The 21,622-nt window shown below is 65.7% G+C and carries 19 protein-coding genes; 11 read left to right on the top strand and 8 right to left on the bottom strand.

All coding sequences use genetic code 11. From position 1 onward, the window contains the following. The 7 genes from J7I84_RS16845 to J7I84_RS16815 form a co-directional block, all read right to left on the bottom strand. On the bottom strand, positions 1-682 hold a 682-nt coding region (locus J7I84_RS16845; RefSeq protein ID WP_214945696.1), incomplete at its 3' end, for an amino acid permease. A gap of 43 nt (positions 683-725) precedes the next feature. After that, complete coding sequence (locus tag J7I84_RS16840) at positions 726-1,697, bottom strand: glutaminase (RefSeq protein ID WP_214945695.1); 972 nt, start codon at positions 1,695-1,697, stop codon at positions 726-728. Further along, the gene (locus J7I84_RS16835) at positions 1,694-3,289 is read right to left on the bottom strand and encodes a CdaR family transcriptional regulator (RefSeq protein ID WP_214945694.1); all 1,596 of its coding nucleotides are present in this window, start codon (positions 3,287-3,289) and stop codon (positions 1,694-1,696) included. The genes J7I84_RS16840 and J7I84_RS16835 overlap by 4 nt, the downstream gene beginning before the upstream one ends. Before the next feature lie 240 nt (positions 3,290-3,529). Beyond that, entirely contained in the window at positions 3,530-4,288 is a 759-nt protein-coding gene (locus J7I84_RS16830) for a maleylpyruvate isomerase family mycothiol-dependent enzyme (RefSeq protein WP_214945693.1), read from the bottom strand. Further along, positions 4,288-5,124: a fumarylacetoacetate hydrolase family protein gene (locus J7I84_RS16825; RefSeq protein WP_214945692.1), complete on the bottom strand. Its 837-nt coding sequence runs from the start codon at positions 5,122-5,124 to the stop codon at positions 4,288-4,290. The genes J7I84_RS16830 and J7I84_RS16825 overlap by 1 nt, the downstream gene beginning before the upstream one ends. Further along, positions 5,124-6,266 (bottom strand): cupin domain-containing protein, encoded by a 1,143-nt coding sequence (locus J7I84_RS16820; protein WP_214945691.1) that lies wholly within the window; start codon positions 6,264-6,266, stop codon positions 5,124-5,126. The genes J7I84_RS16825 and J7I84_RS16820 overlap by 1 nt, the downstream gene beginning before the upstream one ends. A gap of 121 nt (positions 6,267-6,387) precedes the next feature. Beyond that, the gene (locus J7I84_RS16815; RefSeq protein WP_214945690.1) at positions 6,388-7,194 is read right to left on the bottom strand and encodes an IclR family transcriptional regulator; all 807 of its coding nucleotides are present in this window, start codon (positions 7,192-7,194) and stop codon (positions 6,388-6,390) included. Positions 7,195-7,242: 48 nt separating this feature from the next. On the opposite strand from J7I84_RS16815, the gene J7I84_RS16810 reads away from it, so the two are divergent. Further along, positions 7,243-8,538 (top strand): aromatic acid/H+ symport family MFS transporter, encoded by a 1,296-nt coding sequence (locus J7I84_RS16810; protein WP_214945689.1) that lies wholly within the window; start codon positions 7,243-7,245, stop codon positions 8,536-8,538. Beyond that, positions 8,531-9,778, top strand: coding sequence for an FAD-dependent oxidoreductase (locus tag J7I84_RS16805; protein WP_214945688.1), 1,248 nt, complete (start codon positions 8,531-8,533; stop codon positions 9,776-9,778). Before J7I84_RS16810 ends, J7I84_RS16805 begins: the two co-directional genes overlap by 8 nt. Positions 9,779-10,018: 240 nt before the next feature. On the opposite strand, the gene J7I84_RS16800 is transcribed toward J7I84_RS16805, so the two are convergent. Then, positions 10,019-11,062: a LacI family DNA-binding transcriptional regulator gene (locus J7I84_RS16800; RefSeq protein ID WP_214945687.1), complete on the bottom strand. Its 1,044-nt coding sequence runs from the start codon at positions 11,060-11,062 to the stop codon at positions 10,019-10,021. A 217-nt stretch (positions 11,063-11,279) separates the two neighbouring features. On the opposite strand from J7I84_RS16800, the gene J7I84_RS16795 reads away from it, so the two are divergent. Genes J7I84_RS16795 through manD form a run of 9 tightly spaced genes read left to right on the top strand, consistent with a single transcriptional unit; the run spans position 11,280 to position 21,585 of the window. Then, positions 11,280-12,638: an ABC transporter substrate-binding protein gene (locus J7I84_RS16795; protein WP_214945686.1), complete on the top strand. Its 1,359-nt coding sequence runs from the start codon at positions 11,280-11,282 to the stop codon at positions 12,636-12,638. A 6-nt stretch (positions 12,639-12,644) separates the two neighbouring features. Then, on the top strand, positions 12,645-13,655 hold the full coding sequence (locus J7I84_RS16790) for a carbohydrate ABC transporter permease (protein ID WP_214945685.1): 1,011 nt from the start codon (positions 12,645-12,647) through the stop codon (positions 13,653-13,655). Continuing rightward, positions 13,652-14,575: a carbohydrate ABC transporter permease gene (locus J7I84_RS16785; protein WP_214945684.1), complete on the top strand. Its 924-nt coding sequence runs from the start codon at positions 13,652-13,654 to the stop codon at positions 14,573-14,575. The genes J7I84_RS16790 and J7I84_RS16785 overlap by 4 nt, the downstream gene beginning before the upstream one ends. 2 nt (positions 14,576-14,577) lie before the next feature. Next, the gene (locus J7I84_RS16780; RefSeq protein WP_214945683.1) at positions 14,578-15,426 is read left to right on the top strand and encodes a sugar phosphate isomerase/epimerase; all 849 of its coding nucleotides are present in this window, start codon (positions 14,578-14,580) and stop codon (positions 15,424-15,426) included. After that, on the top strand, positions 15,423-16,586 hold the full coding sequence (locus J7I84_RS16775) for a Gfo/Idh/MocA family protein (RefSeq protein ID WP_214945682.1): 1,164 nt from the start codon (positions 15,423-15,425) through the stop codon (positions 16,584-16,586). The genes J7I84_RS16780 and J7I84_RS16775 overlap by 4 nt, the downstream gene beginning before the upstream one ends. A 4-nt stretch (positions 16,587-16,590) precedes the next feature. Beyond that, positions 16,591-17,496, top strand: a complete 906-nt coding sequence (locus J7I84_RS16770; RefSeq protein ID WP_214945681.1) for a sugar phosphate isomerase/epimerase — start codon at positions 16,591-16,593, stop codon at positions 17,494-17,496. Positions 17,497-17,499: 3 nt separating this feature from the next. After that, positions 17,500-18,903 carry a glucuronate isomerase gene (uxaC, locus tag J7I84_RS16765; protein WP_214945680.1) on the top strand — a complete coding sequence of 468 codons (1,404 nt, stop codon included), beginning with the start codon at positions 17,500-17,502 and terminating at the stop codon, positions 18,901-18,903. Between the two features lie 56 nt (positions 18,904-18,959). Then, a complete protein-coding gene (locus J7I84_RS16760) occupies positions 18,960-20,318 on the top strand; it encodes a mannitol dehydrogenase family protein (protein WP_214945699.1) in 1,359 nt (452 codons plus the stop codon). A 37-nt stretch (positions 20,319-20,355) separates the two neighbouring features. Beyond that, the gene (gene manD / locus J7I84_RS16755) at positions 20,356-21,585 is read left to right on the top strand and encodes a D-mannonate dehydratase ManD (protein WP_214945679.1); all 1,230 of its coding nucleotides are present in this window, start codon (positions 20,356-20,358) and stop codon (positions 21,583-21,585) included. Positions 21,586-21,622: the final 37 nt, after the last annotated feature.

Raw genomic sequence — 21,622 nt, 5'->3', positions numbered from 1 at the left:
AGATCCCGCCGTTGTCCGAGAGGAGGCTGATGCCGACTTGCTGGCCGTGGACGGGGGTGCCGAAGATGACGAAGTAGGTGCCGATGATGAGGAACGCGACGAGGGCGGCGACCTTGATCAGGGCGAACCAGAATTCCATTTCGCCGAAGACTTTCACGGAGACCAGGTTCAGGGCCAGGACGACGATGAGGGCGGTCAGTGCCCAGGCCCACTGCGGGACGTCGGCCATCCAGGGGATGTAGTTGCCGAAGAAGTGCATGTAGAGGGCGGCGGCGGTGATGTCCACGATGGTGGTGGTGGCCCAGTTGATCCAGTAGAACCAGCCGGAGACGAACGCGGCTTTTTCGCCGAAGAATTCGCGGGCGTAGGAGACGAAGGAGCCTGAGGAGGGCCGGTGCAGGACCAGTTCGCCCAGGGCGCGGAGGATCAGGAACGCGAAGAACCCGCACACGGCGTAGGCGATGACCAGGGACGGGCCGGCGGCGTTGAGCCGGCCGCCGGCGCCGAGGAACAGGCCGGTGCCGATCGCACCGCCGATGGCGATCATCTGGATCTGCCGGGGCTTGAGGTTCTTGTGGTAGCCCTTGTCCTCCGCGTGCAGGGAGGTCTCGGACGCATGCGCATGACCACCATCAATCAGATGGTCAAACTCAACCTCGTCATTGGGTTTGTTGTTGGACATGGGTATTCCTTTCGATCCGGGGAAGATCTTGCTGTGGGGAAACTTAGAAGACTGACCAGCCGGTGCGGTCGGAAAGCTCTGCGAGGGCAGCGGTGCCGGCAAGGGAGTTGCCTTTGGCGTCCAGCCGGGGACTCCAGACGCAGATGGCGCACTGGCCCGGGACGATGACCAGGATCCCGCCGCCCACCCCGCTCTTGCCGGGCAGGCCCACCCGGTAGGCGAATTCGCCGGCGGCGTCATACATGCCGCAGGTCAACATGATGGATCCGATCCGCTTCGCCTCGCTGGGGGAGAGCACGCTGCCGGATATTCCCTCGCCGTTGTTTGCGAGGAACAGGCCGGCCTTGGCCAGTTGGACGCAGGTCATCATGATGGAGCACTGGCGGACGTAGTTCTCGACGACAGCCGCGGCTGGCTGGGTGAGGTTGCCAAAATCCTTGAGGAAGTGTGCCAGGGCCAGGTTGCGGCTGCTGCTGTCCAGTTCACCGGCGGCAGCTGCTTCATCAATGAAGGGGACGCGCCTCCCCGGTGCTTGGCCCTGGCTGCCCGCCGGGCCCGCTTGCCCCGCCTGTTCGGTGAGGAACCGCAGGAGCTGCGAGGCGGCGTCGGGCGTCTCTTCCAGCAGGTGGTCGGTGACCACCAGGGCTCCCGCGTTGATGAAGGGATTGCGCGGGATGCCCTTTTCGGCTTCCAGCTGAACCAGCGAGTTGAAGGACGTTCCGGAGGGTTCGCGCAGCACCCGCGACCAGAGACTGCTGGATCTCCCGCCCTGCAGGGCCATGGCCAGGGTGAAAACCTTGGAAATGCTTTGGATGGAGAAGGGAACACCGGCGTCGCCGGAGCTGAAGACTTCACCCGAAGTGGTGGCGACAGCGATCCCAAAACGGTCGAACGGCACCGTGGCCAGGAACGGAATGTTTGTGGGAACGCCGCCGACCCCCTGCTGGGGCCGGTGCCGCCGGACGATGTCCTCGAGGAGGAGGGCCAGGGGGGGTGCGCTGAGTGTGGTGCTCATTTCCTGCCTGAATTGTCGTTGGACGCGGCCCACTCCTGGATATGGAGCAGGGCCACCAGTGAGTCGCGGGGATTGCCGAAGTCAAGGCCGGTTACCCGGGCCGCTTTGGCGACGCGGTAGTAGACGGTGTTCTTGTGGAGGTTCATGCGTATGGCGCATTCGGCGGCATCGAAGCCTGCCTCGAAATAGGTCCGCAGGGTCTGCGCGAGCTCGGCGTCCTCCTGGAGCAGCGCGACGAGACTGCGGTGCCGGAAAGGTGAAGTGTGGAAGTTTTGTACTGCCTCCCGGTACAGGATTTCTGCCTCGAAAGCGTCCACGCCGGCCACCGTGCCGGGTTCGGCGTTGCGCACGCACGCCAGCAGCGCCTCGGTGATGCCCGTGACCCGGTGAATGGACAAAAGGTCCGGCGCCAGGGGCCCGACGGCGGCGAACGGAGTGATGCCAAGGTGTTTGCGGGCGTCTTTGACCACCGCTTCCGCGAGGGATTGCAACCCCGCCTCCGTCGCGCCGGACTGCAGGTCGGGCACGATGATGGCCGTGTCACCGTTGAACTGTCCCACCACTGCGGACGCCTTGTAGGCGGCGGCGTGGATGGATGCCAGGTTCGCCAGTTCCCCATGCTTCAGCGCGGCGTCGTCAGCCCGGGAGTCGGCGTCGGACATGCCGATCAGGAGAAGTGCCGCGGGACGCTCGGAGGGGATCTTTCCACTATGGGCGCTGGCGGCGGCCTCGGCGGGACCCGACAGGATCCGTGCAATCCGGTCTTCCCGCATGTGTACGGATTGCTGGTTGCGGTAGCGGATCAGCTCAGCGGAAACCCTGGCCGCGGATCCGGTGAGGACGTACTCCACGTCCGGGCCGAAGCCGTCTCCGGTCTCCTGCAGCCAGATGTATCCCATGATCCGTTCGCCGGCGAAGAGCGCAATGGCCACCCGTTCACGCAGCCCGTCCTGGGGCCTTGCGGGCACACGGACCGGCTGGCGGGTGCGGTGGAGTTCCCGGTAAGCGCCCAGGTCCTTGAGCAGCAGCTCGTACTTCCGGGGGCCGCGGCGGGACAGGATGGAAGCCTTGCGGAGTTCGTCAATGTCATTGGTGACCGTGGAATACGCCAGGACCTTGTTGGCTGCATCCTCGATGAGCACGTGGCTGGACGTGAGCCGTGCCGTGGTCTGGGCGATGGCGAACAGGTCTTCCTCAAGAAGCGTCAGCACTTCGCTCTCGTAGCTCCGTGGCTGGATCCGGTCCTGGGCTATGGACAACAGCCGGTCCCAGTCGGAGGCAGGATCAACCAGCAAGAGGCCGGACCCGGCTGCACGGAGGAGTTCTTCCGCCTCTGCCAAGTCTTCGCGGTTGCCCTTGACGGCCACCACGGGCGGCGGGTTCTTGAGGAGGCGCCGGAGGGCTGGAAGGGAGGAGCGGCCACGGACGCCGATGAGCAGGACAAAGGCTCCGGCGGCTGCGGCTGCTTCGTCGTCGGCGTCGACAATCAGGAACCGTTCAATGGGGGGCGCCGAAGGGGCGGGCCGGAGGACCAGGCGGGCGAAGCCAAGGGGGAGGTCCGAGAGGATGTCATCCACCGTCACCGCGGCCATGGGTTTTCCTTTTGCGTCGTTCCCGCCGGACGGCTCTGTCCGGTCACCCCATGCTATCCAGCGCCAGGCGCCATAATTATGGAACGGGTTCCAAAGCCAGGGGTGGATTTTTGGTTTCCAGCCCGAGGCGACGGCAGGCTGCGGGAGCGGAATCCGGACAGCAACGCCGGAAGGCGGGCCAGCGCATGCTGACCCGCCTTCGCCCGCGGCGCCCGGGAGCGGTTTCTCCCGGCAGCGACCCTAGATCCAGGCCGGCGCCACCGGTACGGGGGTAATGGGTGCTCCGCCGCGCTGCGCCGTGGTTCCGTCCGTGCCGCGGCCGGTGGCCCACCGGGCGATGGCGGGCAGGGATCCGGAAATCACGGTGGGCGAGGCGGCTGTGGTGTCTCCGTAGGTACGCGGGGATGCCCGGCCGGTGACTTCGATGACCAGTTCCTTGTCGGTACCGCGGGCGTGCCAGGCTCCCGTGATGTCCTTGAGCAGGCGGGCCAGGACGGGTGCCGGGATGTCCTTGAACCTGGCCCCATTGTCCAGGTCCACCGCATGCACCCACACCTCACGGGTGCGCATCCACACTGTTTCCTCGGCCGGGACAGTCCTGCCCTGGACGGTCTTGACCTTGTGGTGCCAGGAGTCGGCGGGCAGGTCGCGCCACTCAACATTCAGGTGCACCGCGGAATGGTCGAACAGATTCCGCAGCGCAATGGGGGAGAGGGTGGCGCCAAAGTCGATCTCGTGGTTCCGGACCTCCACCGAGGGATACATGGGTGTTTCCACGCCGGTGGCTGCCCACTCGACCAGCCGTGCGATGGCCCGCGCGTTGTAGCCCACGTGGGCTATAACGTGGCGGCGGGTCCAGCCCGGCAGCAGCGAGTCCCCGCCCAGGTCCGCGTCCGGAAGCTCGTTGAGCTTGCGGGCGAAGAACGCGGTGCCGCGCCTGGCCTGCAGGAGCCCGTCGAGCAGGACGGGATCGGTGGTCTGGTCGCGCCGGGCAACCATCAGGCTTCCTTGACGACTCTGTTGGTCAGCTGGCCCAGGCCCTCGATGGTGGTCACCAGGACCTGGCCTTCCTGCAGGTAGCGCTTGGGGTCCTGTGCGTGGCCCACACCGCCGGGAGTGCCCGTGGCGATCACATCGCCCGGGTTCAGGGTGATGATGGTGGAGATGTAGGACACCAGGAATTCCGGGGTGAACACCAGGTCCGAGGTGGGGGTGGACTGCTGGACTTCGCCGTCCACGGCCGAGGTCATCGGCGGGCCGGCGGTGAATTCGTCCTGGGTGACCAGGGCCGGGCCGAACGGGGTGGACTTCTCCCAGGTCTTGCCCTGCAGCCACTGGATGGTGCGGAACTGGTAGTCGCGCATGCTGATGTCATTCAGCACCGCGTATCCGGCGATGTGCTCTGCAGCTTCTGCTTCGGGGATGCGGCGGCCGGCCTTGCCGATGACGACGGCGAGTTCGGCTTCCCAGTCCACGGTGTCTGATTCCTGCGGCAGGGCGAGGTCGTCGTTGGGCCCGATCAGGGATTCGGCGTACTTCGCGAACAGGGTGGGGTGCTCGGGGACTTCGCGGCCCATCTCCTTGATGTGGTTGCGGTAGTTGTGGCCCACGCAGATGATCTTGCCGGGGGAAGGCACGACGGCGGCGAGGTCGGCGCCGTCCAGGGCGTGGGTTGCGCCGTTGGCCGCCTTCGCCGTGGCTTCCCAGGCAGGGTCCTTCAGCAGGGCTCCGACGTCGGAGAAGCCCGGGATCTCGGTGAGCGTGTCGCCGTCCTGGCGGACCGCCGTCGTACGTGCCGTGTCGCCCGAGCCGAGGCGGAGGGTGAGGAGTTTCATTACTTGGTGCGTCCTTCGATGTAGGTGCGGTTGAAGTTCAGGCGCTCAAAGATGGGGGCGTCGCTGAACCGGAAAAGGTCGAACTCCGCCTGTGAACCAGCGTCGGCCTGCAGGGACCAGGCGGCCCAGGACGGGACCACGAACAGGTCGCCTTTGGCCAGCTGCTTCGTTTCGCCGTTGAGGGTCACGGTGCCGGTGCCTTCGAAGACCTGCCAGACGCTGGAGCCCACCTCACGGACGGTCTCGGTCCAGGCGCCGGCGCGGAACCGGTGGAACTCGGCGCGGATGGTGGGCATGACGTCCCCGCCGGTGGTGGGGTTGGTGTAGCGGATGGCAGCGTGGCCCTGGGAAACGGTGGCCGGGTGGCCCTCGTCCTCCAGGAGCAACTGTTCGCGGAGGGCGGCGTCGGTGTACTTCCACCGGTAGGCGGCGATGGGGGAGTTGGTGGTGTCATCCAGGCCCGAGAGCGGGCGGAGGCCGGGGTGGGCCCAGAGCCGCTCGGAGCGGGAGATGTCCGGGGTGGCCTCGTCGGTGACGCGTTCGGTGCCGAACTCGAAGAACCCCGCGTCGGCGTAGTGGACGAACGGGATGTCCAGGCCGTCGATCCAGGCCATGGGCTCGTCGGTGTCGTTGTGGTGGCCATGGAAGTTCCAGCCGGGGGTGAGCAGGAAGTCGCCGCGGGACATCCGGACAGGATCGCCGTTCACTACGGTCCACACGCCCTCGCCTTCGACGACGAAGCGGAAGGCGTTCTGGGAGTGGCGGTGCTCGGGGGCGGTTTCCCGGCCGCCCAGGTACTGGATGGCGGCCCACAGGGTGGGGGTGGCGTACGGGGTGCCGGCCAGGCCGGGGTTGGCCAGCGCGATGGCGCGCCGTTCCCCGCCGCGGCCCACGGGCACCAGGTCGCCGGCGCGGGCGGCCAGCGGGTACAGGTCATCCCACCGCCAGACGTGCGGCACGGCCTTGGGCGACGGGACCATGGGCATCAGGTCCGCGATCTCCGTCCACAGCGGAATCAGGTTTTCCTTGGTGAAGTCCTTGTACAGCTGCTCGAGCTGGGCAGCTTCCCCGGGGGTGGGCTCGGGAACATGGTGTTCCTGCGCCACGGATTCGTGCGTTTGGTTTTCAGCGCTGATGGACACTGGCCTTCTCCTTGCGTGCGGACTGACTGCGACGTGGATTCGACCTTAAGGAGTGAGGGCCTGTGATCCCCAGCATATTCTGCCCTGCAGAATTGTCGCCCTGTGGATGGGCGCCAGGAGGTCAGGTTCCTGCCGTACCGTCCACCGGATTGGCTGCGATGTCCATCTCCAGCTGGCGCCGGGTTTCCATCATGACTCCCACCAGCCCGGCGTCGAACAGCGGCCGGAACCTGGCGACCGGGGTGGCCACGCTCAAGGCACCCACCACCATGCCCTTGCCGTTGTGCAGTGCCATCCCAAAGGCGCTGATGCCCTCTTCCGTGCCCTCGAAGTTGGCGGCGAATCCGTTGTCCCGCACGGACTCGAGTTCGCGCAGGAATGCCGGGTACTCGGCGTCGGGAATGCAATCCCCGGCGAGCTCCGCGTTGGGGCTGCGAAACAGTTGCTCCAGCACCGCGGGATCCAATTCGGCGAGGATGGCTTTTCCGCCTGAAGCCCTGTGTGCCGGCAGCAAGGTGCCTTGGCGGTCCCCGACGCGAAGGATGTTGGTGCTTTCCACCGTGTCGAGGAAGCGGACCTTGGTGCCTACCCGGATCATCAGGTTGACGGTCTCGTTGGTGCGCGCACACAGCAGCTCCATGTGTGGCCGCGAGATGTCCCGCAGCTGCCGGGTCCAGCTGAAGCCGGCGGGGCCAGCGCCCATCGCCGGGCCTGGAACGTACCGGCGCGTCTCGTCCTGGACGGCAAACCCGCGGTAGACCAGCATGGCCAGCAGCCGGTGCGCCGTGGAAGGTGCAACACCGAGTTCCTCCGCAGCGTCCTTGAGCCGCAGGCTGCCAACGTCCCGCAGGAGCTGGAGGAGCTGCAGGGCATTGTCCACCGCTTCGATGGAGTACGTGGGCTTCCGCCGCGCCGGAAGATTCTGCATGACAGAATCTTATGTGCACGGCAGTGCGGCTGCCAGCACAGTGGTGGGATGAATCACACAACTTCCGCTGCAGCGCCGCAGCGCACGGCCGCCCCCGCTCCGGGCGCAGGCCTATCCGGGTTCCACCGGCGTTCAGTGCTCGCCGTCCTGGTGTGCTGGCTGCTGGTGGTTTTCGACGGCTATGACCTGATCGTCTATGGCACGGTCCAGGGCTCGCTCATCAGCGATACCGGCTGGGGCCTGACCAAGGCCACCGCCGGAACCATCGGCTCGATGGCCTTCATCGGCATGATGATCGGAGCGGTCTTCGCCGGCCGCATGTCCGATTCCTGGGGCCGACGGCGCACCATTATCGGCTGCGCCGTCGTGTTCTCCATCTTCACCATCCTCTGCGCCTTCGCGCCCAACGCGCCGGTGTTCGGGGGCCTGCGGCTCCTGGCAGGCATCGGCCTGGGCGGCCTGGTTCCCTCAGCCAATGCCCTGGTGGCCGAGCTCGTTCCCGAAAAATGGAGGTCCACAATCGCCACGCTCATGATGTCCGGCGTTCCCATCGGCGGCTCCATCGCAGCGCTCGTTGGCATCCCGCTGATTCCGGCTTTCGGCTGGCCGGTCATGTTCCTGGTGGCCGTCATCGCCTTGCTGGTGGTCATCCCGCTGGGTATCCGCTACCTGCCGGAGACGCTGGCGCCGGGCCACGCGGGCACATCCCATGGCAACGCCGCCAAAGAAGCCGTCGGATTCGGCTCCCTCCTCCGGGCTCCTTACCTGGGCATCAGCCTGCTGTTTGCCGTCGGCACCCTGGTGACCCTCTTCGCCTGGTACGGACTGGGAACGTGGCTGCCCAACCTCATGCAGCTGGCCGGCTACAACCTGGGATCCGCCCTGACCTTCGCGCTGGCGCTCAACCTGGGCGCCGTGGCGGGCTCGGTATTGACAGCCTGGGCCGGCACCAGGTTCGGGCCGATCCCCACGGCCATCGCGGCAGCGGCGGCGGCCGCCGTAGGCTTGCTGGTCCTGGTGACCGGGCCGCCCGTCGCCGTCGTCTATCTCATGCTGGTGCTCGCCGGTGTGGGCACCCACGGCACCCAGTGCCTGATCATCGCCGCCGTGGCCAGCCATTACCCGGCACACCTGCGCGGTACGGCCCTTGGCTGGGCGCTCGGCGTCGGCCGGATTGGTGCCGTGGCCGCACCGCAGGCAGGCGGGCTCCTGCTCGCAGCGGGCCTGGGCGTCAACTCGAACTTCCTGGCCTTCGCCGGAGCAGCCGCCGCAGCGGCCGTCCTGATCGCCGCCGTCGGCATCAAAATCAAGAAATCAACAGCAGTAGGAGTTTCCAATGTCTAACGTCAAAGAGTCCACGGACGTCCTGGTTGTGGGCGGCGGCATGGCCGGGCTTGCGGGAGCGCTGGCGCTTCGCGAAAACGGTGCCGACGTCACCCTGGTTGAAGTGGCACCCGCCTTCGGTGAAGTGGGGGCGGGCCTGCAGATGGCCCCCAACGCCTCCCGCGTCCTGAAGCGCTGGGGCCTGCTGGAGAAGGCGCTGGAAATCGGCGTCCAGCCCAAGCACCTGGTGTTCCGCGACGCGATCACCGGCGAGGAGCTCACCCGGCAGACCCTGGGCGGCGAGTTCGAGGAGCGCTACGGCGCCCCCTATGTGGTGATCCACCGCAGCGACCTGCACCGGATCCTGCTCGAAGCCTGCCAGGACGCCGGCGTCACCCTGGTGAATGACGTCCTGGTGCAGAAAGTGGAAACCGACGGCGACCGGGCCCGCGCCTACACCGCCAAGGGTGACGTCTTCGAGGCCGACGCCATCCTGGCCGCGGACGGGCTGAAGTCCACCCTCCGCGCCACCGTCGCCAACGATGGCCCCGTGAACTCCGCCTACGTGGCGTACCGCGGCACCGTGCCGATCACCGAGGAGACCCCGGCAACAGACCTGGAGGACGTCATCGTCTACCTCGGCCCCAACTGCCACCTGGTCCAGTACCCGCTCCGGAAGGGCCAGTTGCTCAACACCGTGGCAGTGTTCAAGTCCGCATCCTTTGAACGCGGCGAAGAGCAGTACGGCGGCGTGGACGAACTCCAGGCAGCCTACAAGGACTGCGTACCTGCCGTGCAGGAAGCCCTGAAGAACCTCGCCACCGGCATCCGCTGGCCCATGTACGACCGCAACCCCATCGAGACCTGGGTTTCCGGCCGCATGGCACTGATCGGCGATGCCGCCCACCCGATGCTGCAGTACCTGGCCCAGGGTGCCTGCCAGGCGCTGGAGGATGCAGCAGTGCTCCAGGACGCCGCACAGGGCAAGGTCTTCACGGCCGAAGGCATCGATGCCGGTGCCTGGGAGGATGCCTTCCGCGAGTTCAACGAAACCCGCGCAGCCCGCACTGCCCGGGTCCAGCGCACCGCCCGGATCTGGGGCGAGTCCTGGCACGTGGACGGCGTGGCCCGCGTCTTGCGGAACATGCTGTTCAAGAGCCGCGGCGACAACAACTTCCAGTACAACGACTGGTTGTACGGCCGCAGCGAGCCCGGCGCTCCCGCTGAGGTTCCAGCCGGTGCCAGGCTCGTGGAAGCCTAAGCACCGCATTCGAAAGGCGGGCGTACGACGGCGGGTGGCTCCCGGCGTCGTACGCCCGCCTTTTGCATGGGCTGCTGCACGCTTTCGACGCGCACCGTACATTCCGACCCGCACGTTCAAAGTCGCGGCCCACATAAAGGGTGCGTCAGCGAATATGCGCAGCGAGGATGGCGGTGCCCGTCGAAAAGGACGACGGCGGGGAGGCCGGCCTGGTTGGTCCTGCCGTTTACGCTGGGCTGATTACGCTGGGGCCGGCCCCGTGGACTCCCGGATGGTCAGGTGGGTGGGCATGACGGCCAGTTGCCTCGGGGCGCTTCCGGAGAGCGGGTTTAGCTGGGCCAGCAGCATGGATACCGCCACCCTGCCCGCCTGCTCAATGGGACTGGAGATGGTGGTCAGCGGAGGATTGCAGAAGTCCGCGCCGAATATATCGTCCGAGCCGATAATGCTCATGTCTGCGGGGACCCGGATGCCGCGGGCCTTAAGGCGTTGAAGCATGCCGATGGCCAGGAGGTCATTGAAGACGATGCAGCCCGTGGCGCCGGTCCGGACCGCCGCATCCGCGGCGGCCGCGCCCGATGTGGTCTTAGGGGTGTACGGGCCGATCCGGTGGATCTCCATGCCGCGCTTGGTGGCGTCCTCTTCAAAGACTTTCCACCGCATCTGGTTGGACCAGGAGGTCGGTGGACCGGCAACGTAGCAGACCTTGTGGTGGCCCAGTGAGGCCAGGTGTTCCAGGGCCTGGATGATGGCGGACGGCGTATCGATCATGACCGTCGGGGCGCTGGTCGAGGCCCGGTTGAAGGTCACCAAGGGTTGCGACTGCGAGACCTCCGCCAGCTGGGCGTCCGTCAAGCGGGAGGCGGCGAGGATGAACCCGTCGGCGGACTTGCGCATCTTGTGCAGCGCATCGAGCTCCATGTCGCTGGATTCTTCGGTGTCCACCAGGAGTTGGGTGACGCCGGCGGCTTTGAGCTGGTGCTGGGTGCCGCGGATGATGTCGAAGTAGAACGGGTTGGTGATGTCGGGCACCAGCACGGCGACGGCATTCGTCCGGCCCGAACTGAGCCCCCGCGCCTGGGAGCTGGGCACGTAATTGAGCTGCGCCGCCGCCTCTTCGATCCTCACTCGGGTCCGGGGATTCACCCTCTCCGGCCGGGCGAGGGCGCGGGACACGGTGGAGGTGGCAACGCCTGCCAGCTCGGCAACGTCGCGGATGGTGGGCGGGCGGTCGCGCTGCGCTCCCGCTTTCGGGTTCCTGCCCGTAGTCCCGGAATCAGCCATGGCGGCGGACCTTTCCTCGCTGGCTGGACGAACCGCGATCGGCAGTTCCCTGCCGGCGTGCCCTGACGTGTGATGTCCCAATCTGACCATTTATGGCAACTTTTGGCAACCGCTTGCCGTAAGGTTGCCGCCTTCCTAGACTGGCTTTCGAGTCGCCTGCAGTGATTTCCGCCACAGGACGGATGTGGCCATGCGGGTGTCCTAGAGGAGAAAAACAATGAGGTTTAAATCGACTACTGGGCTCGCGGCGATTGTCACGGTTGCTGCGCTCGCCCTGACCGGTTGCGGATCGAGTTCCGGGAACGGCGGGGGTTCCGCGAGTTCGGACGGCAAAGTGGATGGCGCGGGCAAGACACTTAGCGTCCTGGTGAACGTTTCCAGCCAGTACCCGGAACAGCAGAAGCAATGGCAATCCGACATTGCTGCGAAGTTCAAGACCGAGACCGGGGCCGACGTGAAGTTCGAAACCTTCGCCTCGGCGAACGATGAACTGACTCGTATCCAGACGTCTGTGGTCTCCGGGCAGGGTCCGGACGTCTACAGCCTCGGTACGACTTTCACCCCCACTGCCTTCTCCACCAAGGCATTTGTCACCCTCACCGATGACGACTGGAAGAAGGTGGGCGGCAAGGACCGGTTCAATCCCGCAGCCCTTGGCATCTCCGGACCGGACAAGGACCACCAGGTGGGCATTCCCTTCGTCAGCCGCCCATTCGTGATGGCCTACAACAAGGACCTGCTGGCCGCTGCGGGCATCGACAAGCCCGCCACCACGTGGGATGAACTTGCTGCCCAGGCCAAGAAGATGACCAAGGGCGACACCTACGGCCTCGCCACCGGGTACAAGGACAGCTTCGATCCCTGGAAGTTCATCTGGGCCATGTCCGTCCAGGCCGGAAACCCGTTGGTTGACGGCAGCAAGCTGAAGATGGATGACCCGGCGGTCAAGAAAGCGTACGAGACGTACTTCGGCTGGCTGACCAACGACAAGATCGTCGATCCCGCCTCGGTCGGCTGGAGCAACAGCAACGCCGTGGCTGCTTTCGCCAGCGGCAAGGCCGGCTACCTGATGATGACCACCGCCACCTCCATCCCGACGCTGGATAAGTCGGCAATTGCCGGAAAATACGCGTACACGCTGATGCCTACCGTCGCGCCAGGCGAGACGCAGTCCAAGTCCGACGGTGACGCCGCCAGCATCCTTTCCGGCGACAACCTCGTAGTGGCGGATTACTCGAAGCAGCAGGACCTGGCCTTCGCCTACATCAAGCTGATCACCTCCAAGGATGAGCAGCTCAACTACCAGAAGACCTTCGGTGACCTGCCTGCCAACGCCGAGGCCCTCGCCAGCCTGACCGACCCGAAGCTCAAGCCGATGGCCGACGCCGCCGCCAAGTCCAAGGCGACACCGTTCACCGGAGCCTGGGGCGATATCCAGCTCGCACTCCTCAACGTCACCGTCCAATCCGTCCCTGACCTGGCGGCCGGCAAGGTGGACGAATCCGCACTCGACCAAAGGATCAAGGACGCCCAGAACAAGGGCCAGGCTTCCCTGGACCGGGCCTCCAAAGGATAAGTTCTGATGTCAACCGACGCCTCTCATGAAGTCCGGCCTGTGGCAGATTCCGCCACGGGCCGGGCGCCCGGCACGATTCACGAAGCCGGCGGGCAGCCCGGCCACAAGGGCGGTCCGCGCCGCAAGGGCCTGAGCGAACGTAACCGGCCGCTCTGGATGCTGATCCCGGGTGGAGTACTGATGGTCATCATCATCGTGCTTCCGCTCCTGCTCGGCATTTACATGTCCGTCCTTAATTTGGATCAGTACACGCTGCGGAAATGGGTCAGTGCACCGTTCATCGGAGTTGAAAACTTCGTTGAAGCCGTCACTGGTTCGCCCCTGCTGCACGCTGTCTGGCTGAGTGTCAGCTACTCGTTGCTCGCCATGGTGGTGACCCTGCCGCTGGGCATTGCTGCCGCCGTCGCGACCCAGAACGCGTTCAAGGGCCGCGCCGTCATCCGGTCGATCTTCCTCATCCCGTACGTTCTGCCTTCCTTCGTGGTGGCAACCGTGTGGCGCACCATGCTGCGGCCGGGCGGCATCGTGGACGGGGCCCTCGGGAGCGTGGGAATCCACACTGGACTGTGGCTCAACGGACCACAGACCTTCTGGACGCTGGTACTGGTCCAGATCTGGGCCTCCTGGCCGTTCATCTACCTGCTGGCGCTGTCCGGCCTGCAGTCTGTGGACCACGAGGTCCACGAAGCGTCCGCGCTTGACGGGGCGCTGTGGTGGAACAAGCTCCGGTACGTCGTCTTCCCTTACCTCAAGGGTCCCCTGGCGCTGGCATTCCTGATTGGAATGCTGCACCACATCAACAACTTCACGCTCCCGTTCGTGCTGTTCGGTGTGCCCGCTCCTGCGGACGTGGAAGTCCTCCCGATCCTCACTTACGTTACGAGTTTCCAGAGCTTCCGCTTCGGCTTGAGCGCAGCCATGGCCTTCGTCTCTCTGGTGCTCGTCGCCATTCCGTTGTTCGTCTACCTCCGCGCCGTAAAGCTCGACGACGCCGAAACGCCAGGCGCCAAGAAATGAGCACCACGACAGCCAAACGGCAGGGGACGCCGACCTCGGAGGTTGACCGTCCGGGGTCGCATCGACAGCATGAGGTGCTGCGGCTGCTCCCGGCACCATTGCTGATCATTGTCCTGGTTTTCCTGGGCGCCCTGGTCCTTATTCCGGTGCTGTATATCTTCCTGGCCTCGGTGAACTCGGACATCGGGGTGGCCAACGGGGAATTCTGGCCCTCCACCGTAACGTTCGAGAACTACTCGAAGATCTGGACCAGCGTGGGCCTGGCCAACGGCCTCGCCAACAGCATCCTGGTGGCGGGAGCGACCGCTGTGGTCTCCGCCGCGCTGTCCGTTTCCACCGCGTTCGTCCTGGTGCGTTACACCTTCCGCGGCAGGCTGACCATCCTCCGAGGCCTGCTGGCACTGCAATCCGTGCCCGGGACCCTCATGGTATTGCCGGTCTTCGTCTTGTTCTCATCGGCTGCCACCTACCTGGGGATCCAGGTCATCGGAACCCAGTGGGGCCTGTTCGTGACCTATCTGACGTTTGCCATGCCGTTCTCCACCTGGGTGATGGTCACCTACCTCCGGGGGCTTCCCAAGGAGCTTGAGGAGGCAGCCAAAATCGACGGCGCCTCCAACCTGGGGGTGCTGTTCCGGATCGTCCTGCCGCTGAGCTGGCCCGGCATCGTTGTTTCCGGCATCTTTGCCTTCCTGCTCGGCTGGAACGACGTGTTGTTCGCGTCGGTGATGACCCGGCCGGAAAGCCAGACCGCCGCCGTCGCACTTCAAATCTTCGGTGCTTCCCAGGAAGGCGGTGCCATCCCGTTCTACGGCCAGCTGATGGCCGCGGCCTTGGTGTGCGCAGCACCTGTGGTCATTCTGTACCTGATTTTCCAGCGTTACCTAGTAGGCGGGCTGACCGCCGGAGGAGTTAAATAAGCATGGTTTCGACCAACCAGGTCACATGGCAGCTGTCAGGTTTCGGCGACGAAATCGACGACGACCCCGCAATCCAGATCGCAGTGCTGCAGGCGCTGGGAGCCAACCACATCGAGGTCCGCAGCGCATGGGGCACCAACATTGTGGACCTGAGCGATGAGCAACTGCAGGCCCTCAAGTCTTTGTTGGCGGAAAAATCCATGAAGGTCTCGGCCATCGCTTCGCCCATCGGGAAGGTGGACGTCAGCCTGCCCGTGGAGCACGAAGTGGAGCGTCTCCGCCGGGCCGCCAACGCCGCCAAGGTCCTCGACGCCAAGTACATCCGCATCTTCTCCTTCTACTACGGCGAGTCCGTGCCCGTGGAGAGCATCCGGGACGATGTCATCCAGCGCATGCGTGCCCTCGCCGAGGTGGCTGAGGAAGCCGGCGTGATCCTCCTGCACGAAAACGAAAAAGACATCTTCGGCGACATCCCCGACCGAGTCCTGGACATCATCGAAACCGTCAACTCGCCCGCGCTGAAGGTGGCCTGGGACGCCGCCAACTTTGTCCAGGTGGGCGTCAAGCCCTTTGATGAGGCATACGCCAAGCTTCGCCCGCACCTTGAGTACCTGCAGGTCAAGGACGCCCTCTTCGCCAACGGCCATGTGACGCCGGCGGGCGAAGGCGACGGTGACCTGCTCCGGACGGTAGAGGCCCTCAAGGCCGATGGCTATGAAGGCTTTGCGTCCCTGGAGCCGCACCTGGCGGGCGCCCACGGCCTGGGCGGGTTCTCCGGTCCCACCGCCTTCGGCATCGCAGCACGAGCCTTCGCAAAAGTCATCGCAGAAGCAGGAGTACAGACCGCATGAGCACCTTGAACGTAGCCATTACCGGATGCGGCGTTATTGGCCGCACGCACGCCGTTGCCCTCCGTGAGTTCCCGGACGTCCGAATTGTGGCGCTCGTGGATGCCATTCCGGCGGCGGCTGAGGCTCTTGCCGACTTCATTGAGAAGCAGGGTGGGGAGCGCCCGGCGCTGTACACCACGCAGGCTGAAGCTTTTGCGGCGCAGGAGATCCACCTCGTGGCGCTGGCAACCCCCAGCGGCCTCCACATCCAGCAGAGCCTGGAAGTCCTAGCCGCCGGCAAGCACGTAGTGATCGAAAAACCCCTCGACGTGGACCTGACCAAGGCCCAGGAAATCGAAGCGGCGGCCAAGGAAGCCGCGGAAAAGGGAATTGTTGCGTCAGTCATCAGCCAGCACCGGTTCGACCGGTCAAGCGTGGCTGTTGCGGACGGCATCGCCAAGGGGCGTTTCGGCCGGCTGACGTCCGCGATCGCCTCGGTGGCCTGGTGGCGCAGCCAGGGCTACTACGACTCCGGCGACTGGCGCGGCACCTGGGCAATGGATGGCGGCGGCGCCCTCATGAACCAGGGGGTCCACACCGTGGACCTGCTGCTGTGGTTCATGGGACGTCCCGTGGAGATCCACGCCCACACCGCGCGGCTCGCCCATGAACGGATTGAAGTGGAAGACACCGCCGTTGCCACCGTCACCTTCGAAAACGGCGGCCTGGCCGTCCTGCACGCCACCACCGCCGCCTACCCCGGGCTGACCGTACGGGTCCAGCTCATGGGATCAGAAGGATCGGCCGTGGTGGACAACGACCGGCTGCAGTATTTCCACAGCAGGGACGCCGGCGGGGCCTCGGCGGACATGGGCCTCCAGGGCGGCGGGAACCAGGCCGAAGAGGAACTGGCCAAGTACCCGGAGGAAGACTACAAAGCCGCCGACCCCACCACCTACCCCGCCGGGCACGTCCGGCAGTACCGGGACATCCTGGCAGCCATCGCCGGCGGAAAGCAGCCCGGCGTCACTGTCAGCGACGCCGTCAACGCGCTTGCCGCCGTGCGTTCCGTCTACGTCTCCGCCACGCTCGGCCAGCCCGTCCTCTTCGACGACGTCCTGGCAGGCAAGTACAACGACCTCGAAGTCCGCACCGGCAACACTGCGGCAGAAAGCGCCTGAAGAGATGAAGTTTTCAGTATTTACCGCATCAACGCCCGAATGGACTCCGGAAGAGGCCGTTGAGCACCTCGCGGGCCAGGGCTGGGACGGCGTCGAATGGCGCATCACCGACCAGGCAGAGGCTGCCGAGCCAGGCTTCTGGGCGGGCAACAAAGCCACGGTTCCGCTGACGGGAATGGAAGACAACCTGGAACGGATCGCTGCCATCACAGCGGGCGCCGGCCTGGAGTTCTCCGGCATCGGTGGATACGCGCGGTGCGACAACCACGCGGACGTGGACCGCATGCTGGCGGCCACAGCCATGCTGGGGGCGGGCCAGGTGCGGGTGACTACGCTTCCGCTGGGAACCGCGGCATGGGGCAACGAACCGGCCAGCGGCACTTCGTACCCTGACCTCTTTGCTGCAGCCCGCAGGGATTTCGAGTGGATCGCAGAGCGGGCCGCGCACCACGGTGTCAAAGCACTGGTGGAGCTGCACCACCGCACCATCACCGCCTCCGCCTCGTCCGCCCTCCGGCTGCTGGACGGCCTGGACCCCCGGCACGTCGGCGTGATCCACGACCTGGGCAACCTGCTCATCGAAGGGCAGGAAGACTACCTCCCGGCCTTCCAGCTCCTGGGTGACTACCTGGCACACGTCCACGTGAAGAACGCCGTCTGGGTCAACAGTGGCGAAGCCGATGAATCCGGAGCCGCCGTCTACCGCAACCAGTGGGCTCCGCTGCGCTCGGGCCAGGGCAGCGTGCTCCAGTACTTCAAGGCACTCGCCGCGGTCGGCTACGACGGGTGGGTGACGGTGGAGGACTTCTCCACCGAGCTCCCGCTGGCCGAACGTACGGCGGACAACCTTGAATACCTCCGCGCCACCGCCGCATTGGCAGGGCTCTCCGTCGCCGCGGGGAGGCGTTGAGCCATGGGACAGCCCATAGCCGACCACCCGGACAGGCTCCTGCCTGCCGATCCCGGCGTCCGGGACATCGCCCGCTCGCTCTTCGCGAAAGTGGAAGGCCTGCCCATCATTTCCCCGCACGGGCATGTGGACGCCGCGGTCATCGAACAGAACACCCCGTTCCCTGACCCTGCCGCGCTCCTGGTCACACCGGACCATTACGTCACCCGGCTGATCCACGCCGGCGGGGTGCCCATGGACCAGCTGGGACTGGGCAGCCACCCCGCTGACTCCCGGCAAGTCTGGCGCCATTTCTGTGAGGCATGGCCGAACTTCGAGGGAACAGCATCGGGATACTGGATCCGGCAGGAGTTCGCCCACGTATTCGGACTGCAGGAGGAGCCGTCCGGGCAGAACGCCGACCAGCTCTACGACGCCCTGCAGGCCATACTCTCGGAGCCCGGTTTCCGGCCCCGCGAGCTCTTCAAGGAATTCAACATCGAGGTGCTGGCCACCACAGATGACCCCTTGGACTCTTTGGACAGCCACGCCGCTCTGCAGGCGGATCCGGCGTTTCCAGGACGTGTGCTGCCCACCTTCCGCCCGGACCAGTACCTGAACATGGCGCACCCGGCCTGGCAGGACAACGTGGAGTGCCTGGTCGCTTCGGCGGGGGATGGGGCTTCCGGCTACACGGGGTACATCAGCGCCCTTGAGGCGCGGCGGCGCCACTTCGTGGAGCGCGGCGCGGTCTCGGCGGACCACGGAGTGTTCACGCCGGCCACCCTGAAGCTGGACGACGGCGAGGCGGAGCGGCTTTTCGAGCGCGGCCGGTCAGGCCAGGCGAGTGCTGCTGACAGGGATGCGTTCGAAGCACACATGATCTATCAGATGGCCCGGATGTCGGTGGAAGACGGCTTGGTCATGACCATCCACCCGGGCTCCTTCCGGAACCACCACGCACCTACCTTTGAAGCCTTCGGCGCGGACACCGGGCATGACATTCCGGTGGCAGTGAACTACACCGAGGCCGTCCGCCCGCTGCTGCAGGACTTCGGCACGGCCAAGGACTTCCACCTGGTGCTCTTCACCCTGGATGAAACGGTGTTTTCCCGGGAACTTGCCCCGCTGGCCGGCTTCTACCCGTCGGTCTACCTCGGTGCGCCGTGGTGGTTCCTGGACGCCCCGGACGCCATGCTGCGGTTCCGGTCGGCTGTCACGGAGACGGCCGGGTTCTCCCGGTCCTCCGGCTTCATCGACGACACCCGCGCCTTCTGCTCCATCCCGGCCCGGCACGACACGTCGCGCCGGATCGAGGCATCCTTCCTTGCACGGCTGGTGGCCGAGCACCGGATCACCGAGGACCGGGCCCACGAACTGATTGTGGAAATCGTAGACTCGGCTCCCCGGCGGGTGTTCAAGCTGTGAACGTTCCACCAGCCCTGAACCGCAGCCTCAAGCCGCTGCCCAAGGCGCCGGTGCGCATGGTGCACCTTGGACTTGGGGCGTTCCACCGGTCCCACCAGGCCTGGTACACGCAGCATGCCCCGGACGCGGCGGAGTGGGGGATCGCGGCGTTCACCGGACGCCGCCCGGACGCCGCGGAGGTGCTTTCCGCCCAGGATTGCCTCTACACGCTGGTTGAGCGGTCGGCCGGCGGCGACAGCTTCGAAGTCATCGGGAGCATCGTCGAGGCGGTCGACGGAGCCGACCTCACCCGCCTCTGCGAGCTTGTGGCGGCGAAGGAGACGGCCATTGTCACGCTGACCATCACGGAGGCCGCCTACGGGCTTGCGGCGGACGGAACGTTCGACGCCGGCGCCCCGGGTGTCGCGGAAGACCTCCGCGCGCTGTCGGCAGCGGCATCAGGCGGACCTGGGGTGGAGCGGCCAGCGCCCGGCACACCGTTGGGCCGGCTGGTGTTGGCCCTCGCCGGGCGCAGGGACAGCGGCGCGGGGCCCATCGCCGTCGTCAGCTGTGACAACCTGTCGGCCAACGGCGAGGTGGCCCGCCGCGCGGTCCTGGGCCTGGCGTCCGGGTGGGGTTCCGGCTTGACGCAGTGGATTGAAGGCAACGTCAGTTTCGTCAGCACCTCGGTGGACCGGATCACCCCACGCACCACCGAAGAAGACATCGCGGAAGTGGCGGAGCAGTGCGGCTACAGTGATGGCTCGCCCGTGGTGGCCGAGCCCTTTCGAAACTGGGTGCTCAGCGGCGATTTCCCTGCGGGGAGGCCGCGCTGGGAGGACGCCGGCGCCGTCGTGGTTGATGACATCGAGCCCTACGAGAACCGTAAGCTGTGGCTCCTCAATGGCTCGCACTCCATCCTGGCCTACGCCGGCCAGCTCCGCGGGCACGCCACCGTGGCCGACGCCCTGGCGGACCCGGCCTGCCGGCAGGCTGTGGAGGACTTCTGGGACGAGGCCGCACACCACCTCCAGGCTGCGGGACTGGACATCCCTGCCTACCGGCAGGCGCTGCTTGAACGTTTCGGGAATGCACGGATCGCCCACCGGCTTGCCCAAATCGCGGCGGACGCCACCACCAAGCTCCGGATGCGCGCCGTACCCGTCCTGACGGCCGAACGCGCCAGTGGCCGCACCGGCAGCGGCGCCGCCCTGATGCTTGCCGCGTGGATCGACTACGTTGCCGTCAATGGGGACTTCCAGGATCCTTTGGCTTCGGAGATCCGGGCGGCAAACGAACTTGAGGGCACCGAACGGGTCCAGGCCCTGCTCCGCCTGGTCAGCGCGGAGATCGCGGAGGACTCCTCGGTTGTTTCCCTGGTGTCCGGGCTGTGCGGTACCTTCACCGCCAAATCCGCCGCTCCCACCCCTCTCTAGACCCCGCTTTTACTTCCGGAAGGAACAGTTGAATTCCATGAAAATTATTGCCGCCGATGTGTTTGTTACCAGTCCGTCCCGGAACTTTGTGACGCTCCGGATTACTACGGAGGATGGGGTGACGGGTATTGGTGATGCCACGTTGAATGGGCGTGAGTTGGCTGTTGCGGCGTATTTGAAGGAGCATGTGGCGCAGCTGTTGGTGGGCAAGGATGCGCACCGGATTGAGGATACGTGGCAGTTCCTGTACCGGTCCTCGTATTGGCGGCGGGGTCCGGTGACGATGGCGGCGATCGCTGCGGTGGATATGGCGTTGTGGGATATCAAGGGAAAGGTGGCCGGGTTGCCGGTGTACCAGTTGTTGGGTGGGGCGTCGCGGAACGGGTTGCGGGCTTACGGGCACGCGTCCGGGTCCGATATTCCTTCGCTGTTTGATTCGGTCCGGGAGCACCTCGAGCTGGGGTACAAGTCGATCCGGATCCAGACCGCGATTCCGGGGATCAAGGCCGTGTACGGTGTCGCGGCGCAGGCGCAGGCGTCGGGGGAGCGGTATGACTATGAGCCGGCCGGGCGCGGTGCGTTCCCGCAGGAAGAGGACTGGGACACCCGGGCGTACCTGCGGCATCTGCCGACGGTGTTTGAGGCGGTGCGGAATGAGTTTGGTCCGGAGATCCCGTTGCTGCATGACGGGCATCACCGGATGACCCCGATTCAGGCGGCGAAGCTGGGTAAGGCGTTGGAGCCGTATGACTTGTTTTGGTTGGAGGACTGCACGCCGGCGGAGAACCAGGAGGGGCTGCGGCTGGTGCGGCAGCACACCACGACGCCGTTGGCGATCGGGGAGGTCTTCAATACGGTGTGGGATTACCAGACGCTGATCAAGGAGCAGTTGATCGATTATGTCCGGGCGGCGTCGACGCACTTTGGCGGGATTTCCCCGTTGAAGAAGGTGATGGATTTCGCCGCGCAGTACCAGATCAAGTCAGGTTTCCATGGGCCGACGGATATTTCCCCGGTGGGGTTCGCGGCGCAGTTGCATGTGGGGTTGGCGATCCATAACTACGGGATCCAGGAGTACATGCAGCACTCGGACAAGACCAACGAGGTCTTCGAGCAGTCCATGACCTTCGTGGACGGGTATCTGCACCCGGGCGACAACCCCGGTATCGGCGTCGAATTCAACGAAGAAGCCGCCGCCGCGTACCCGTACCAGCAGGCCTACCTGCCCTACAACCGCCTCGTCGACGGCACGGTGCACGACTGGTGAGGCTGGCCACGACTGGTAAGACTGGCCACAACTGGTA

Origin of the sequence: Arthrobacter sp. ISL-85 (assembly GCF_018613675.1) — a bacterium.
GTDB lineage: Bacteria > Actinomycetota > Actinomycetes > Actinomycetales > Micrococcaceae > Arthrobacter.
The sequence above is the reverse complement of the archived record's forward strand: the minus strand, read 5'-3'. Positions and strand labels throughout refer to the sequence as shown.

Excerpts from the sequence above, each read along its gene's own strand:
- J7I84_RS16840 (WP_214945695.1), bottom strand. The coding sequence starts at position 1,697 with ATGAGCACCACACTCAGCGCACCCCCCCTGGCCCTCCTCCTCGAGGAC.
- J7I84_RS16835 (WP_214945694.1), bottom strand. The coding sequence starts at position 3,289 with ATGGCCGCGGTGACGGTGGATGACATCCTCTCGGACCTCCCCCTTGGC.
- J7I84_RS16830 (WP_214945693.1), bottom strand. The coding sequence starts at position 4,288 with ATGGTTGCCCGGCGCGACCAGACCACCGATCCCGTCCTGCTCGACGGG.
- J7I84_RS16825 (WP_214945692.1), bottom strand. The coding sequence starts at position 5,124 with ATGAAACTCCTCACCCTCCGCCTCGGCTCGGGCGACACGGCACGTACG.
- J7I84_RS16815 (WP_214945690.1), bottom strand. The coding sequence starts at position 7,194 with ATGCAGAATCTTCCGGCGCGGCGGAAGCCCACGTACTCCATCGAAGCG.
- J7I84_RS16810 (WP_214945689.1), top strand. The coding sequence starts at position 7,243 with ATGAATCACACAACTTCCGCTGCAGCGCCGCAGCGCACGGCCGCCCCC.
- J7I84_RS16805 (WP_214945688.1), top strand. The coding sequence starts at position 8,531 with ATGTCTAACGTCAAAGAGTCCACGGACGTCCTGGTTGTGGGCGGCGGC.
- J7I84_RS16800 (WP_214945687.1), bottom strand. The coding sequence starts at position 11,062 with ATGGCTGATTCCGGGACTACGGGCAGGAACCCGAAAGCGGGAGCGCAG.
- J7I84_RS16795 (WP_214945686.1), top strand. The coding sequence starts at position 11,280 with ATGAGGTTTAAATCGACTACTGGGCTCGCGGCGATTGTCACGGTTGCT.
- J7I84_RS16790 (WP_214945685.1), top strand. The coding sequence starts at position 12,645 with ATGTCAACCGACGCCTCTCATGAAGTCCGGCCTGTGGCAGATTCCGCC.
- J7I84_RS16785 (WP_214945684.1), top strand. The coding sequence starts at position 13,652 with ATGAGCACCACGACAGCCAAACGGCAGGGGACGCCGACCTCGGAGGTT.
- J7I84_RS16780 (WP_214945683.1), top strand. The coding sequence starts at position 14,578 with ATGGTTTCGACCAACCAGGTCACATGGCAGCTGTCAGGTTTCGGCGAC.
- J7I84_RS16775 (WP_214945682.1), top strand. The coding sequence starts at position 15,423 with ATGAGCACCTTGAACGTAGCCATTACCGGATGCGGCGTTATTGGCCGC.
- J7I84_RS16770 (WP_214945681.1), top strand. The coding sequence starts at position 16,591 with ATGAAGTTTTCAGTATTTACCGCATCAACGCCCGAATGGACTCCGGAA.
- uxaC (WP_214945680.1), top strand. The coding sequence starts at position 17,500 with ATGGGACAGCCCATAGCCGACCACCCGGACAGGCTCCTGCCTGCCGAT.
- J7I84_RS16760 (WP_214945699.1), top strand. The coding sequence starts at position 18,960 with ATGGTGCACCTTGGACTTGGGGCGTTCCACCGGTCCCACCAGGCCTGG.
- manD (WP_214945679.1), top strand. The coding sequence starts at position 20,356 with ATGAAAATTATTGCCGCCGATGTGTTTGTTACCAGTCCGTCCCGGAAC.